This is a genomic window from Pseudomonas typographi (assembly GCF_014694385.1).
In the GTDB taxonomy this organism is placed as follows: Bacteria; Pseudomonadota; Gammaproteobacteria; order Pseudomonadales; family Pseudomonadaceae; genus Aquipseudomonas; species Aquipseudomonas typographi.
In genome coordinates this window covers 1-15209 of the sequence record NZ_JAAOCA010000059.1, presented here as the reverse complement: position 1 = coordinate 15209, position 15209 = coordinate 1, and the positions used below count along the sequence as shown (strand labels likewise).

Annotated in this window: 12 protein-coding genes and 1 pseudogene; 6 read left to right on the top strand and 7 right to left on the bottom strand. The window is 61.1% G+C overall.

Annotation, left to right across the window (positions count from 1 at the left end):
• From HAQ05_RS26485 to HAQ05_RS26475, 3 genes are all read right to left on the bottom strand, one after another.
• Window positions 1-306: hypothetical protein (locus tag HAQ05_RS26485; protein ID WP_190426973.1), on the bottom strand; the 306-nt coding region annotated here is incomplete at its 3' end.
• Window positions 307-466: 160 nt separating this feature from the next.
• A complete protein-coding gene (locus HAQ05_RS26480) occupies window positions 467-1420 on the bottom strand; it encodes a sensor domain-containing diguanylate cyclase (RefSeq protein ID WP_190426971.1) in 954 nt (317 codons plus the stop codon).
• 3 nt (window positions 1421-1423) lie between these two features.
• The gene (locus HAQ05_RS26475; RefSeq protein WP_420825796.1) at window positions 1424-2380 is read right to left on the bottom strand and encodes a response regulator; all 957 of its coding nucleotides are present in this window, start codon (window positions 2378-2380) and stop codon (window positions 1424-1426) included.
• A 362-nt stretch (window positions 2381-2742) separates the two neighbouring features.
• On the opposite strand from HAQ05_RS26475, the gene HAQ05_RS26470 reads away from it, so the two are divergent.
• The 3 genes and pseudogenes from HAQ05_RS26470 (at window position 2743) to HAQ05_RS29560 (ending at window position 6471) form a co-directional block, all read left to right on the top strand.
• Window positions 2743-4326: an aldehyde dehydrogenase (NADP(+)) gene (locus tag HAQ05_RS26470; RefSeq protein WP_190426966.1), complete on the top strand. Its 1584-nt coding sequence runs from the start codon at window positions 2743-2745 to the stop codon at window positions 4324-4326.
• Between the two features lie 228 nt (window positions 4327-4554).
• Window positions 4555-5613 (top strand): annotated as a pseudogene (locus HAQ05_RS29565) (methyl-accepting chemotaxis protein); the annotation flags it as partial.
• On the top strand, window positions 5608-6471 hold the full coding sequence (locus HAQ05_RS29560; RefSeq protein WP_420825797.1) for a methyl-accepting chemotaxis protein: 864 nt from the start codon (window positions 5608-5610) through the stop codon (window positions 6469-6471). The pseudogene HAQ05_RS29565 and the gene HAQ05_RS29560, both read left to right, overlap by 6 nt.
• Window positions 6472-6684: 213 nt before the next feature.
• On the opposite strand, the gene ggt is transcribed toward HAQ05_RS29560, so the two are convergent.
• Entirely contained in the window at window positions 6685-8379 is a 1695-nt protein-coding gene (gene ggt, locus HAQ05_RS26460; protein ID WP_190426952.1) for a gamma-glutamyltransferase, read from the bottom strand.
• 179 nt (window positions 8380-8558) lie between these two features.
• On the opposite strand from ggt, the gene HAQ05_RS26455 reads away from it, so the two are divergent.
• Both HAQ05_RS26455 and HAQ05_RS26450 read left to right on the top strand, forming a co-directional pair.
• Window positions 8559-9347, top strand: coding sequence for an SDR family oxidoreductase (locus HAQ05_RS26455; protein WP_190426948.1), 789 nt, complete (start codon window positions 8559-8561; stop codon window positions 9345-9347).
• A gap of 267 nt (window positions 9348-9614) precedes the next feature.
• The gene (locus tag HAQ05_RS26450) at window positions 9615-9839 is read left to right on the top strand and encodes a hypothetical protein (RefSeq protein WP_190426946.1); all 225 of its coding nucleotides are present in this window, start codon (window positions 9615-9617) and stop codon (window positions 9837-9839) included.
• Between the two features lie 29 nt (window positions 9840-9868).
• On the opposite strand, the gene mmsB is transcribed toward HAQ05_RS26450, so the two are convergent.
• Window positions 9869-10756, bottom strand: a complete 888-nt coding sequence (gene mmsB / locus HAQ05_RS26445; protein ID WP_190426944.1) for a 3-hydroxyisobutyrate dehydrogenase — start codon at window positions 10754-10756, stop codon at window positions 9869-9871.
• 10 nt (window positions 10757-10766) lie between these two features.
• A complete protein-coding gene (locus HAQ05_RS26440; protein ID WP_190426941.1) occupies window positions 10767-12293 on the bottom strand; it encodes a CoA-acylating methylmalonate-semialdehyde dehydrogenase in 1527 nt (508 codons plus the stop codon).
• A 124-nt stretch (window positions 12294-12417) separates the two neighbouring features.
• Between HAQ05_RS26440 and HAQ05_RS26435 the strand changes: the two genes are divergently transcribed.
• Complete coding sequence (locus HAQ05_RS26435) at window positions 12418-13365, top strand: LysR family transcriptional regulator (RefSeq protein ID WP_190426938.1); 948 nt, start codon at window positions 12418-12420, stop codon at window positions 13363-13365.
• Window positions 13366-13693: 328 nt separating this feature from the next.
• On the opposite strand, the gene HAQ05_RS26430 is transcribed toward HAQ05_RS26435, so the two are convergent.
• Window positions 13694-14413 carry a hypothetical protein gene (locus HAQ05_RS26430; protein WP_190426935.1) on the bottom strand — a complete coding sequence of 240 codons (720 nt, stop codon included), beginning with the start codon at window positions 14411-14413 and terminating at the stop codon, window positions 13694-13696.
• Window positions 14414-15209 lie beyond the last annotated feature (796 nt).

Below are 15209 nucleotides of genomic sequence, written 5' to 3'. Positions count from 1 at the left end.
GGCATGGGGTGGGCATTGCTGGGGGGTGCGCAACAACCAGCCGAGCGCTGCAAACACCAACAGTGCCAACGGCACGGAGCCTGCGAAGAAACAGTCTTCGAAGGGGGTTTTCATACCCTGCATCGGCGCGGGCTTGTGCATGCCGGCCAGGCCCTGGTCATTGTGCTGCATCATCGCCATGGGCGCCTTGGCCGGCTGCGCAGCCATCATCTGGCCGTGGCCGAAACTACAGGCCAAGCCATTGAGCAGCACCAGCGTGAATAACAGCCAGGCCACACGAGCACGAATACGACGGGCAGTGAACATGGCGCGCAATCTAGCAGGTCGGGCCCCGGCTGAACATCGCCGCCCGGTACGCCGGGGCTAACGGAACCTGGGCGTACCCAGCCAAGCAGCCTAACGGTGACGGCGAACAGCACAAGAATGCCTTGCCGTTTGCTGCCTTTGCATTAGCTTCGGGCCGGGTTCAACCATGTACCGTTACCCGGTTGCGGCCGCTTTTTTTCGACACGTACAGCGCCTGGTCGGCCCATTCGATCAGCTCTTTGTAATCCACCGCGGGCCGGCTCAAGTCGGCTACGCCCAGGCTGATGGTGAAGTTCACGGCGTTGCCGCCATGCGACACGGCCATGCCCTCTACCGCATGGCGCAGGCGCTCGGCCAGGACCAGCCCGCCGGCCTTGTCGGTGTCGGGTAACAGCAGGGCGAACTCTTCGCCCCCGTAGCGGCCGCAGATGTCGGCATCGCGCACATGCTCACGCACTACGTTGGCCACGCTCTGGATGACTTTGTCGCCGGTGGGGTGGCCATAGGTGTCGTTGACCTTCTTGAAGTGGTCGATATCGAACATGATCAACGAAGACATGTTGCCGTAGCGTGCATGCCGGGCATATTCGAGCTTGAGGGCTTCTTCCCAGTGCCCGCGGTTGTACAGGCCGGTCAGGCGGTCGGTGCTCGATAGTTTTTGCAGCTCCTCGTTGGCCAACAACAGTTGCCGGCGGTTAACGGCCACGTCGGTGACGTCATAGATCACCAGGCAGAGGTGCTCTACTTGGTTATTGGTGGAGCGCAGCGGGAACAGCGTGGTGTTCTGGTACATGAACGCCTCCTGCCCGGTGATCGGCTGGTAGTTATCGAAACGCACCAGGTACGGCCGCTGCTCCCAGATGGTGAACGACGGTGTGCCCAAGGTAACCACGTTCTCTACGCGGCTGCTGAACCAACGGCGGTCCACCTCCGGGAACAGTTCGAAGAACGAGCGGGCACGTGCATCGGCCGGCGCCACGCCAGAGCGGTTCTCCATGAAGGTGTTCCACACCTGCACCTGGTAGTCGAGGTCGAAGACCATTACCCCCACATCAATGCTCTGGGTGATTGCCAACAACCAGTGCAGCTCGGTCAATTCGATGGGTTTGTTCATGGATCAGGTCATCAGATAGTCGAGCTTGCTGGTCAATCGCTGCACCGAGCGCTCGGTGAACAACAGCAGCAAATCGAAGTGGATGTCGTGGTTTTCCAGGCTGTAGCTGATTTCGACCGCAAGGGTTTTTTTCCAGCGTAATTGGTTGCCGCGTATCAGTTCGTCGATGCGGGCATGTTCGCCGAGGATTTGCGGGTGGCTTTGGGAAAACACCACGTCGATCTGCTCGGCGATGCCGCTCAGGCAAGCACCGATGAGGATCGAAGACAGGTCCAGCAACATCTCCATATTCGAGTGCTCGCTGTACTCACGGTTCATCAGCCGCGCCATGTCGGCCAGGCTGCTGTCGTGAAAAATCAGCAAGGCTTCGCCGGCGATGCCCGCGCTGATATAGCCCTGGCAAATGGCTGTTAATTGATCGCCCACCTGCGCGTCGGCCAGGGCCATGTGCAGCTCGCCCACTTCCAATACATTCACGTTCGGCACGGGCAGTTGCACGAATACGCCCAACACCTTGGCCAACAAGGCGGCTGCCCGCCCCATGGCGACGTTGACCGTTTCACGAAACGCATCATGAAAGCCGATTTTCTGGTCGGCCCCGGGGAATGGCGAAAACGGCCCTGGGCTCGGCACCAGAAGGCCGCAGCCGGCCAGCACGCGGCGTAATTCAGCAGGCTCGGCGGGCTTTTTCACGAACGCGACCGCCCCGAGCGACAGCACGCGCCGTACCGCCTCGTCTTGTACGTCGCCGGAAACCACGATCACCTGGGCCTGCAAGCCCTCCGCCCGGATGGCCGCCAGCACGTGATAACCGTCCACTTCAGGCATCGTCAGGTCCAACAACACCACCTGCCCCAAGCCCTGGCGGATCGCAGCCAACCCCTGGCGGCCGTTGCTGGCCTGGGTGATGGACACCGACCACTCCTGTGGAAGTGCCCGCAGTAGTTGCTTACGTGCCATGGTGGAATCATCACAGATCAATAGCGAAACAGCGGCCATGGCAGGGGGGTCTCTTACCGGGTGAACACGCTGGGCGGGGCATATGGGCACTGTAAACAACGTTAGTAGCAAGTGGCCATCCCTCTGGCGCCCGTAGGCATGAGCCAGCCAATTTGTTGCAAAAAACGACACAAAAAGGTTTTATCATGGGGTTGTGCTGCCCTCCAAGGCGACCTTGTGAGGGCAAGGATGTGGTTGTATGATGTCTGGCAACGCTTCCAACATGTGGTTGAACCCTCGGTAGGGTAGATCACTCCATCTCTGGCGCTCACCAGGGCGCTTGGTCATTGAATACCCCCCGTTAACACGACAAGGAGACAACAATGCCTGATGTTCTCGGTCAAAACTTCGTCGCCGGCAGCCGCAGTGGCAAGGGCGAGCCCAAGCTCAAAAGCCTCGATGCCAGCACGGGCGAGGCGCTGCCGTATAGCTTCTACCAAGCAACCAAGGAAGAAGTCGATGCCGCTGCCCGCGCCGCTGAAGCTGCCTTTCCTGAGTTTCGCCAACTGAGCACTGCACGGCGTGCCGAGTTCCTTGACGCCATCGCCGATGAACTCGACGCCCTGGGCGATGACTTCGTCGCCATCGTTTGCCGCGAAACCGCACTGCCGGCCGCGCGCATCCAAGGGGAGCGTGGCCGTACCAGCGGGCAAATGCGCCTGTTCGCCACCATTCTGCGCCGGGGTGACTTCCTGGGGGCGCGCATCGACCTGGCGCTGCCTGATCGCAAGCCACTGCCCCGTGTAGACTTGCGCCAATACCGCATCGGCGTGGGCCCGGTAGGCGTGTTCGGTGCCAGCAACTTCCCGCTGGCATTCTCTACCGCCGGTGGCGATACCGCTTCGGCCTTCGCGGCCGGTTGCCCGGTGGTGGTCAAGGCGCACAGTGGCCACATGGCCACCGCCGACCTGGTCGGCGGCGCCATCGAGCGTGCGGCCACCCGCACGGGCATGCCTAAAGGCGTGTTCAATATGATCTTCGGCAGTGGTGTAGGTGAAGACCTCGTCAAGCACCCAGCCATCAAGGCCGTCGGCTTCACCGGCTCGCTCGGTGGCGGTACGGCCCTGTGCAAACTGGCGGCCGAACGCCCAGAGCCGATCCCGGTATTTGCAGAGATGTCCAGCATCAACCCGGTGATCCTGCTGCCAGAGGCGCTCAAAGTGCGTGGCGAAGCAGTGGCCAAAGAACTGGCAGGCTCCGTATGCATGGGCGCTGGGCAGTTCTGCACCAACCCTGGCTTGGTCATCGGCGTGCGCTCAGCCGCGCTGGACGCCTTCGTCGAACAATTCAAGGCCGCCATTGCAGCCCAGGGGCCGCAAACCATGCTCAATGCCGGTGGCTTGCGCAGCTACACCAAGGGTGTGCAGCATTTGAACGACCACAACGGCGTGGCGCACCTCGCCGGCCAGGCGCAGGAAGGCAACCAAGCCCATGCGCAGTTGTTCAAAGCGGACGTGAGCCTGCTTCTCAACGGCGACCCGTTGCTGCAAGAGGAAGTGTTCGGCCCCACCACCGTGCTGATCGAAGTCGAAGACGACGCCCAGCTCAAGCAAGCGCTGTTGGCGCTGCGTGGCCAATTGACCGCCACCTTGATCGGCGAACAGGCCGACCTCAAAGCCTACAATTGGCTGGCGCCCGTGCTTGAGCACAAGGTCGGCCGCATCCTGGTCAACGGCTACCCCACCGGCGTTGAAGTGAGCGATGCGATGGTCCATGGTGGGCCGTTCCCCGCCACTTCCGATGCCCGTGGCACCTCGGTAGGCACCCTGGCGATCGACCGTTACCTGCGGCCGATCTGCTTCCAGAACTACCCGGACGCGCTGCTGCCCGAAGCGCTGCAAAACGCCAACCCACTCGGCTTGCGCCGGCTGGTCAATGGCGAATGGAGCAGCGACGCCATCGCCTGATCGGCCAGTCTTCCCATCTGCCGCTTGGCAAAGGCGCGGTTCATACCGCGCCTTTTTTTCGCGCCGTTTTTGTGAAGCAAGTCCCGATTCCACTACTCATATAGATGAATTCCGCCGCCTTACCTTCAGCAGTGCGTTTAACGGCCGATAACTAACAGCAATGGTGCTTGTAGCGGCTTCCTGCGCCGCTCGGATCGGACGTTAACAGCGAAGGCTTAGGAGCAATCGATGGCTGGGTGGTTTGGCAATATCAGTGTCCGGGCAAAACTCGCCCTGGGTTTTGGCGTGGTACTGGCCATGACGGTATCGCTGGCGGTGGCCGCCTGGGCCAGCCTTGGCGCCATGATCGAACGCACCGACCGCGTCAGCGACGTGTCCGAACTGCAGAACCAGCTCAATGAACTGCGCATCAGCCGCCTGGAGTACATGCTCAGTGCTGACGACGCCGTCGGTGCGGCCACCCTTACGTTGTTTGACCGTTATCGCCAGCACCTCGGTAGCATGCGCAGTAAGTTCAACACCGAGCAAAACACGCAGTTGCTGCGCCAGCAGGATGATCTCGGGCAGCGCTATGGCGACGAGCTCAAACAATTGCTGGCGGCTTATCACGATGCCAGCAACGCGCGGGACCAGATGACTGCCACCGCGCAAGTGGTGAACAAGCAGGTAGCCCAAACCCAGGCGCAAACGCAGGCCATGGGCACTGAAGACCCGCAGCGCCAGGCCCGCGAGCAGGTGGCTGCGTTTACCAAAGAACAACTGCAACTGGTTCGCTACGAGGTCCGCGGCTACACCAACAACGTGACCGCCAAAACCGAACAAACCGCCTTCGCCCAAATGGACAAGACCCAAGCCCAGGTGCAGGCGATGATCGACCAGGCACCTAGCGAACAGGCCGACCTTAGCGCCTTTGCCAGCGCACTGCAGGGCTACCGCCAATCGGTGGAGCGCTTTCGCGACATCAACACCCAGATGGCGCAACTGCGCAAGCGCCTGGGGGATTACGGCAATGCGATGGTGCAATCCAATAGCGAGTTGGTTAAACGCCAAGTGGCCCTGAGCGCGGCCGACAGCGCCCGCTCACAAATGATACTGGCAGGGGCCACGCTGCTGGCGCTGGTGCTCGGCGTGCTTGCCGCGCTATGGATAACCCGCCTGATTACCCGGCCGTTGCAGCAAACCCTGGAGGTTGTCGCACGCATTGCCGAGGGCGACCTCACCCAAGAACTTCAAACTGAGCGCCGCGACGAGATCGGCGCGTTGCAACGGGCAGTCGGCAGCATGAACCAGACCTTGCGCCAGTTGATCGGAGGAATACACGACAGCGTCACCCAAATCACCAATGCCGCCGAGGAGCTGTCGGCGGTCACTGAACAGACCAGCGCCGGGGTGAACAGCCAGAAGGTCGAGACGGACCAGGTCGCCACCGCCATGCATGAGATGGCCGCCACCGTGCAGGAAGTGGCGCGCAACGCCGAGCAAGCTTCGCAGGCAGCCACGCAGGCCGACGAACAAGCCCGCGAAGGTGACAACGTGGTGGGCCAGGCCATTGGCCAAATCGAGCGGCTGGCCGAGGAAGTGCGCCGCTCCAGCGGTGCCATGGAGCAATTGCAGGCTGAAAGCGACAAGATCGGCTCGGTGATGGATGTGATCAAAGCGGTCGCCGAGCAAACTAACCTGTTGGCCTTGAACGCCGCCATCGAAGCCGCACGGGCTGGCGAGGCCGGGCGCGGTTTCGCCGTGGTCGCCGATGAAGTACGCGGCCTTGCGCAACGCACGCAAAAGTCCACGCAAGAGATCGAAGCGCTGGTGGCCGCCCTACAAGCCGGAACGCAGCATGTGGCAAAGGCTATGGACAGCAGCCGCGAACTCACCGACAGCAGCGTGGCGCTCACTCGCCAGGCCGGCGGCGCCTTGGGCAGTATTACCCAAACGGTATCGAGCATTCAGGCGATGAACCAGCAAATCGCCGCCGCGGCCGAACAGCAAAGTTCAGTGGCTGAAGAGATCAGCCGCAGTGTGGTCAATGTGCGCGACGTGTCGGAACAAACCGCCGCGGCCAGTGAGCAAACCGCGGCCTCCAGTGTGGAGTTGGCAAGGCTGGGCAACCAACTACAACAATTGGTCAACCACTTCCGGGTATAACCGGGCGGTGGCTGCCAGTCGTATAGCGAATGTCTTACACAACGTTGCGAGAATATCGACTATTACGGCGGCTACCGAAAGCCTACTCTACACCTACCAAACGCAGCGCCGGATCGCACTGCGAGTATCAAGGATGATCGACCATTGGCCTGGGAGGCCGCCGACAGGACGTTGGAATGGTCTGGTACTGAAGAACCCGCCCCGGCGGGTTTTTTATTGCCCGCTCGATGGCGCCGAGCCCCCTCGCACGATCAGCCCGACACCACGCCCACGCGGGTCTACCCCGGTCTCGACCTGGCGCGCCTTGACCCGGATCGCTTGCACATTGCCCATCAGCCAGCCTTGGTCCTTGAGCGTATAGCCCATGCCGGTGAGCGCCTGTGCCACTTCGCCCTGCAATGGCCGATAGGCGTCATAGAAGATCGTATCCTTGGGCAGCAACTGATGATGCACGCGCTGGGCACCGACGGCCTCTTGCAGCGGCATGTGGAAGTCGTACAGGTTGTTGAGCACTTGGAACACCGTGGTGAATATCCGCGAGCCGCCCGGCGTGCCAATCACCAAGGTCACCTGGCCGTCGCGGGTAACGATGGTCGGGCTCATCGAAGACAACATGCGTTTGCCCGGCGCAATGGCGTTCGCATCGCCACCGACTAAGCCAAAGGCGTTGGCCACCCCCGGCTTGGAACTGAAGTCGTCCATCTCATCGTTCAACAGAAAGCCTGCACCCTGCACCACCACGCCGCTGCCAAAATCGAAATTGAGGGTGTAAGTGTTGCTGACTGCATTGCCGTCTTGGTCGACAATCGAAAAGTGCGTGGTTTGGGCCGACTCCAAGCCAGGGTGCACGCCCTCGGTGGGCGAAATGGCGCTGGTATTGACCTCGGCTGCACGGGTAATGAGGTAGGCCGGGGCCATCAACTTGTTCACGGGCACCTGGTTGAAGTCTGGGTCGCCCAGGTAATTGGCGCGATCCGCGAACACGCGCTTTTCGATTTCCGCCAACAGGTGGATGTACTTGGCCGAATTCAGTGGCACGCCCTTGAAGTCCGCGGCGCGAACTTCTTTTATGCCCAGTAGCTGCGCCAGGGCGATGCCGCCAGAGCTGGGCAGCGGCGCGGTGTAGATATTGTTGCCGCGCCAATCGATGTGCAGCGGCTCGCGCCATTGGGCCTTGTAATTGACCAGGTCGTCGCGGGTGATCAAGCCCTTGTCGCGGCCCATTTGCGCCAGCAGCAATTGGGCGGTTTGGCCTTGGTAGAACTCATCGCCCCCCTCCTGGGCGATGCGCTCGAGGGTGCTGGCCAGTTCCGGCTGGCGAAAGCTCTCGCCGGCCTTCATGGCCCCGAAGTACTGGCGAAAGTTGGTTTGATCCTTGAACAGCGCGAGCGCGTTTTCGCGGTACTGGTACTGCCCGTTGGCGACCGTGAAGCCATTGCGCGCGTAGCCGATGGCAGGTTCGAGCAACGTCGCCCAGGGTAATTTGCCAAAGCGCCGGTGCGCCTCCCACAAGCCCTTGACCGTGCCTGGCACGCCACTGGCCTTGGCACCGACCAGGCTCAGGTTGGGCACCACTTCGCCCTTGGCATCCAGGTACATGTCGCGGCTGGCAGCCTCTGGCGCCGTTTCGCGGTAATCGAGAAAATACGGCTTGCCGTTCATGTACAGCGTCATGAAGCCTCCCCCGCCGATGTTACCCGCTTCAGGGTAGGTAACCGCCAAGGTAAAGGCCGTGGCCACTGCGGCATCCACCGCATTGCCGCCCTCTTTGAGCACGTGCGCCGCCACCTCGGCGCCATAGCGGTCCGGCGCGGCCACCGCACCGGCCTCGAGCACGGCGGCCCAGGCACCGGCGTTGGCCACCAGCGCCACGCCGGTGGCCAACAGCTTGAAGAATAACGAGCGCATCGTCATTTCCTAGTTGGCTTTTCGTAGCGTCATTAAGGACGATGATCCTGAACTAATCAAATAGTTGAAGCGCTTATTTGCGGTAAAAGCTCAGCTATCGAAACCTACATTGGCGCTTTTACCGCCGGTGGCCACGGGTTAGGCTGGGGCAGTTTAACCACTGCACAAGGAGCTGCAAGATGGACTATAAGATTGCCGGCCGCTGGGCCGTGGTATGCGCCGCCAGCCAGGGCTTGGGCTTAGGCTGTGCCCAGGCGTTGGCTGGCGAGGGCGTGAACCTGGTCATCAACGCCCGCACAGCCCACACCCTGGAGGTCGCGGCACAAGCGTTACGTACCCTTGACCCGCGCATCGAGGTGCGCACCGTCGCCGGCGACATTGCCCTGCCAGAAGTACGCCACGCAGTGCTGCGCGCCTGCCCCCAGGTCGATATCCTGGTCAACAATGCCGGCGGCCCGCCGCCCGGCGATTTCCGCGAGTGGGAACGCAGCGACTGGGTCAAAGCGTTGGAGCAGAACATGCTGACGCCCATCGAACTGATCAAGGCCACGGTCGACGGCATGGCCCAGCGTGGCTTCGGGCGGGTGGTGAACATTACCTCGGCGGCGGTGAAAGCACCGATCGACATTCTCGGCCTTTCCAATGGCGCCCGCAGCGGGCTCACCGGCTTTGTTGCAGGGCTTGCCCGCCAGCCAAGCCTAGCAGGGCACAACGTGACACTGAACAACTTGCTACCGGGTGCTTTCGATACGGCACGCCTGCAAAAAAACCTGGCGGTGGCGGCGCAAACCAGCGGCGAGCCCGTGGAGGCATTGGCGCAAACACGCCGTGAGGGCATTCCGGCGCAGCGCTTTGGCCAGGCCCAAGAGTTCGGCGCGGCCTGCGCGTTCCTCTGCTCGGCGGCCGCGGGGTATATTACCGGACAAAACCTGCTGATCGACGGCGGCGCCTACCCCGGCACGTTCTAGCGGGGGCTTGAGGCGCCGGCACAAACATTGCCGCGTGAATGTGGCTGCCGTGCAAAGCGCCGTGACCTGCCATCGCGACACCGTGGCAAGGGGTGGCAGCACGGCACCACCGCAAACAGCGCCGCGAAAGTTCGTGCTGCCACTGGCTGCCCCCTCTGTTTAGCCGTGCGTCGGGCAGGGCGACGCAACCGGATGCGATCGTTTATAAACTAGGCCTGCCATCAGGAGGATGCGGTTGTGTCCACGTCTATAGAGAAGGAGTTCGGCATGAGTGACCCAGACGCAACAGCCTACGCCACCCAACCGGTTCGCGAGCGCCTGACCGAGCGTATCCGCAACCTGCATCGCGAGCCGCACCGCAGCCTGGCCACGACCATCGGCGAAATCATGGGCAGCATCAAGGAGTTACGCACACGGGGCCAGTTGAGCCACGAAGAAGCCGTACAGTTTATCTACGACGTGCGTAATGAAAAGGGCAGGATCATGCGTTAACGCCCATGACCCCACCCGCATTCAAGGGCTTACTCGAACCGCCGGTAAGCATTGATGATCGCCGAAAAATCCAAGCCCCCCTCCCCCCGCAGGCTCATGGCCTGGTACAACTGCTGTGCCACAGCGCCCAGCACCACCGGCTGCTGCGCTTGCCGGGCCGCTTCGGTGGCTAGCCCAAGGTCCTTGAGCATCAATTGGGCACCGAAGCCACCGGTATAGCCGCGCGATGCCGGCGCCGTATCGATCACCCCTGGCCAAGGGTTGTAGGTGTCGGAGCTCCAGCAACGACCCGTTGAGCTGTTGATGATCCCAGCCAGCACCTGGGTGTCGATCCCCAGCGCATGCCCCAAGGCCATGGCTTCGGCGACACCGATCATCGAAATGCCAAGCAGCAGGTTGTTGCAAATCTTGGCGATTTGCCCCGTTCCCACTTCACCGCAATGAACGATGTTACGGCCCATTTGCGCCAGCACCGGTTGCAACTGAGCGAATGCCTCTGCGCTGCCGCCGACCATGAACGTCAACGTGCCGGCCGCCGCCCCGCCCGTGCCTCCGGAAACGGGCGCGTCGGCCAGGTCTACCCCGGCCTTGGCCGCCGCGGCAGCGACCTCACGCACCGTAGTGGGGTCGATGGTGCTGCAGTCCACGGCCAGGGTGCCCGCACGGATGCCCGCAAGCACGCCGCTTTCGCCAAAGTACACCTCACGCACGTGGCGTGCGGCTGGCAGCATGGTGATGACCAGTTCATTTTCGGCCGCGGCCTGCCCAGGTGTCGCGGCGATCTGCGCCCCTTGCGCGGCCAGTTGTTCAAGCGCGCCCGTGTTCACGTCCACCACCTGCAACCGGTGGCCGGCGTTGATCAGGTTGCGCGCCATAGGTGCGCCCATGTTGCCCAGGCCGATGAATGCAATTCGCATGGCCGTTCTCCTAGCGCAGGTGAATGGTGGTGTTAACCCCGGTGTTCACGCTGTCGTCGTCGAACCAGCGTGAAGTCACCGTCTTGGTTTGGGTGTAGAACTGCACCACCTGCTTGCCGTAGGGCCCCAGGTCGCCGAGCTTCGAGCCACGGGAGCCGGTGAAGCTGAAGAACGGCACCGGTACCGGAATTGGTATATTGATACCAACCTGGCCGACGTCGATTTCATTCTGGAATTTGCGCGCGGCGGCGCCACTTTGGGTGAACAAACCCGTACCGTTGCCAAAAGGGTTGGCGTTCACCAGGGCGATGGCTTCGTCGAAGGTGTCGACACACAACACCAGCAACACCGGGCCGAATATTTCTTCCTTGTAGATGCGCATGTCGGTGCGCACGCCGCTAAACAAGGTAGGGCCTATGAAATTCCCTTCTTCATACCCCGGCACCTGTACACCCCGGCCGTCGAGCTCCAGCACTGCGCCTTCGGCCACACCGCTGTCGATCAAGCTCAGCACACGCGCTTTCGCCTGCTTCGACACCACTGGCCCCACATCGGTACCCGGTTCGTGCCCAGCACTGACCTTGAGCTTTTGCGCGAGCGCCTTGAGGTCGGCCACCCATTCGCCGGCCGCGCCTACCAGCACCGCCACCGAGGTGGCCATGCAACGCTGGCCCGCGGCACCAAAGGCGGCCCCCACCAAGGCGTTGACGGTTTGTTCGCGGTTGGCATCGGGCAACACCACTGCGTGGTTCTTAGCCCCCATCATGGCCTGCACACGCTTGCCATGTTGGCCGGCGAGGTCGTACACGTGGGTGCCCACTGCCGTGGAGCCTACGAACGACACCGCCTTGACCTGGGGGTGGGTGCAGAGGGCATCGACTACCTCCTTGCCGCCGTGCACCATGTTCAGCACACCCGCCGGAATACCCGCTTGCAGGGCAAGTTCGACCAGCAGCGCGGTAGACATGGGGTCTTGTTCCGACGGCTTGAGCACGAAGGTGTTACCGCAGACGATTGCCATGGGGAACATCCACAACGGGATCATCGCTGGAAAGTTAAACGGGGTAATCCCCACGCATACGCCGATGGGCTGTCGCAAAGTGTAGGTGTCCACGCCGCCCGCCACGTTCTCCAGGTGCTCGCCCATTTGCAGCGAACCAATGGAGCAAGCATGCTCCACCACCTCCAGGCCACGGAAAATATCGCCCTCGGCATCGGCCAGGGTCTTGCCCTGCTCCGCGCTCAGTACCTTGGCAATGCGTGGGCTATGCTCGCGGATCAGCGCCTGCAACTTGAGCATAATGCGCATGCGTGCACCCACCGGCGTGTTGCGCCAGGAGGCAAACGCCCGTTGGGCGGCATTCACCGCGGCATCGATTTCGCCAGCGGTGGCAAAGGGCACCCGCCCCAGTATTTGCTGCGTGGCAGGGTTGACCACGTCTTGCCACTGTTGTGTCTGAGATTGCACCCATTGGCCGCCTATCAGCAACTTGAGGGTTTCGGCCTGCCCGGCCAGGGGTTGCAGCGATGCGTTCATGTGACCTCCGCTTGATTATTGTTGTGCGTTAGGTGGGTGTCGCGCCGGGGGCTGGCGCGCGCCGCATGGCTGAAGTATAGATATGCAAAACTCCAACAAAAATGCAGATAAAAGCCGAACCAACATGCAAAAAGATCTCACATCGCTGGCATCGTTGAATTGGGACGACCTCAAGTTCTTCCTCGAAGTGGCCCGCACCCGCAAGGCCAGCAGCGCCTCACGGCGCCTGGGGGTCGACTACACCACCGTGTCGCGGCGCATCAGCGCCCTGGAAAAAGCCTTGGGTACATTGCTGTTCGAAAAGTCCCGCACCAGCGGCTTTTTGCTGACCCGTGAAGGGCAACGCCTACTGGACTATGCCGAACCCATAGAGAGCATGCTGCACATGGCGTGCGAGCAAGTCAGCGGCTCTGGCCTGGCGTTGTCTGGGCATGTGCGCATGGGCTGTACCGAAGGTTTCGGCAGTTTTTTCATCACCCCTCTGCTAAGCCGGTTCGTCGAGGCCTACCCGGCTATCTCCGTGGACATCCTGCCGCTGCCGCACTTCATCAGCTTGTCCAAGCGCGAGGCCGACATCGTCATTGCCCTGGAGCGGCCTGAGCACGGGCCCTATGTGTGCTGCAAACTGGCGGATTATCGCCTGCGCCTTTATGCCAGCGACGCCTACCTGCAACGCCACGGGCCGGTGAACAGCGTGGCGCAATTGGCCGGGCACCCCTTCGTGAGCTACGTGGACGACTTGGCTTTTAGCCCGGAGCTGTTGTACCTGAGCCCTATCCTGCCCAATGCCCATGCGGGGCTGCGAAGCACCAGCGTAGTTGCGCAATATGTGGCGGCGCTGCAAGGGCGTAGCCTGGCGATATTGCCCTGCTTTCTAGCGGCCCAAGACAAACGCCTGCTGCCGCTGCTGGCCGATGAGATCGACATCACCCGGCAGTTTTGGATGTACTGCCGCGAAGACCTGAGGAAGCTCAAGCGGATCACCCTGTTGTGGGATTACATCAGGGAAGTGACTGAGCTGAATGGCCCATTGTTGCTGGGGGAAACGCGGGATCTTCGGTTTGCGGACTGAGAGTCTGGAAGGAGAAAGGGAGGCTCATCCTAACGAGGTCAGCAGGTGTTTGGCAACGAGTTGTGACAGGGGTTGGTACAGGACTTGTGACAGTCGAAAGGGTTCTTGCAGCGACGCACATGGGCGCGATAAGGACCCCATTCGGGCATGGGCACCTGCGCGAGGGCACACGGGGGAACCTGCGCGGTGTTACTCAATGAGATGGTCATTCCCAAATTTTCTGCATTTTCCCATTGGGGGGCCTTACGGTAGTCGATGGCGCCTATGCGTCCACAGCCACAGGACCAAATGGACAGCCTGTAGCTTGTCCATGGGGCTCCTGTTGGGGTTACTTCTTGCGGCGCACAGCAGTCTCTCTACGAGCCCTCTGAACGATAGCCGTATTGATCTCTTGAGCTTTCCCTTGGAGCCATGCAAGACCTTTGGCGGTGACACGGTAGCCATCTTCATTACCAAAGCTCAGGGAGCAGGACTTGAAGTAGCCCAGCGAGAAGCCTGTTGGGGACGGTTTGAGGATCTTGCGATATTCGGTCGGGTGATCCTTGGAGATGAACCGCTCGATGTAGACCAGATACTGCTTAGCCAGTTGAGGCTTGGTCACTCCGGCCAGCTTGCAGGCTTGGCTCCAGGTGATCCCGAGGCCAGTCAGGCGGGTGTCGATCAGGTCAGCCTTAGGGACAGCCTTGGCGAGCTTGGTGTCTGCTTCAGCGGCGGCCAGCAGGGCCATACGGGCGCTCAGGATGGAGTCGTTACGCATGGTCACGAAAGCGTGTATGACCATCCGGTAGAACTCGGTTGAGACCCACATAGCGTAGGCTATGGTCCCGGCCTCAGTGCCAAAGGTCCCGCTACCGTCAAAGCTCCGCAAATCTCCGGAGGTTCGTAACTCAGCGGCAATAGCGTTGCGCCACTCGGACGGTCGTTTGGATTCAGGCAGGCCCAATCCACGGTGGATTTCGTTATGGTCCCACTGGCCCTCAGCGTTCGGCTTGAAGGTGTGCCCTTCGATAACGATAGGCAGCAGCTCAGTTTGGGTGTTGGTTAACATAGTGTCGGTTCTCCTTTTGATTGCTCCCTGAGTTCGCTCCCACGGGCCAGCACAGAGACCCACGACAAGGGTTCTGGCGAGTGGCACAGGGAACAATCAGAAAGACTCTGTTTGGTTGACTACCAGTATCAAGCTGGCGCTTGCCCAGCGACGGGCGAGAGGTCTCAATCGGCCCAGACTTGGGCTCGTTGACGTGAAGCGGAGAGGTTCCTTCAAAATGTCCTTTTCGAGGGGAGGTGATATTCATCACAACCTCCCTTCTTACCGGACGTCCTCATGGGGCCTCCAAGTTGGTCTTTTATATATATGGGCAGATTCGAGGCCCCACAGTGGGTATGGTCTCCAGCCATGTGTTGGTAGCAGTTTCGGAACCTTGACATCAGTCGCTGGCAATGCCGATCCATGCACCAATATAGGACTGCCGACTCATCAGGTCGCCGCGCCAGCCGTACCATGGATGCACAGTCACCTTGGTGGGCAGCGTCTTCCCTTGTCGGGTCACACGGATTAAGTCAGCGCGGGTCAAGTCTCCGATCTCCCGTTTGGTCCCGATGTCGGCCAGCTTGCCAAACCAAATGTTCCGACCAGCCAATCCAAGGAGGATCTGCCGGAATACCTTAACAGCGCCCGCTGTGATCTCTCCTGTTTCGAGTAGGTCTAACAGCTTGTTGGACTTGCCCCTACCAAACCGGACACCAACTCCCCGTTAAATTGATGCTGCTGCCAAGCGCCTAAACTCTCTCGGCGACCGATATTTCAAAGCGCTGTGCGGATGCTGCTCGTTGTAATGCTCGAA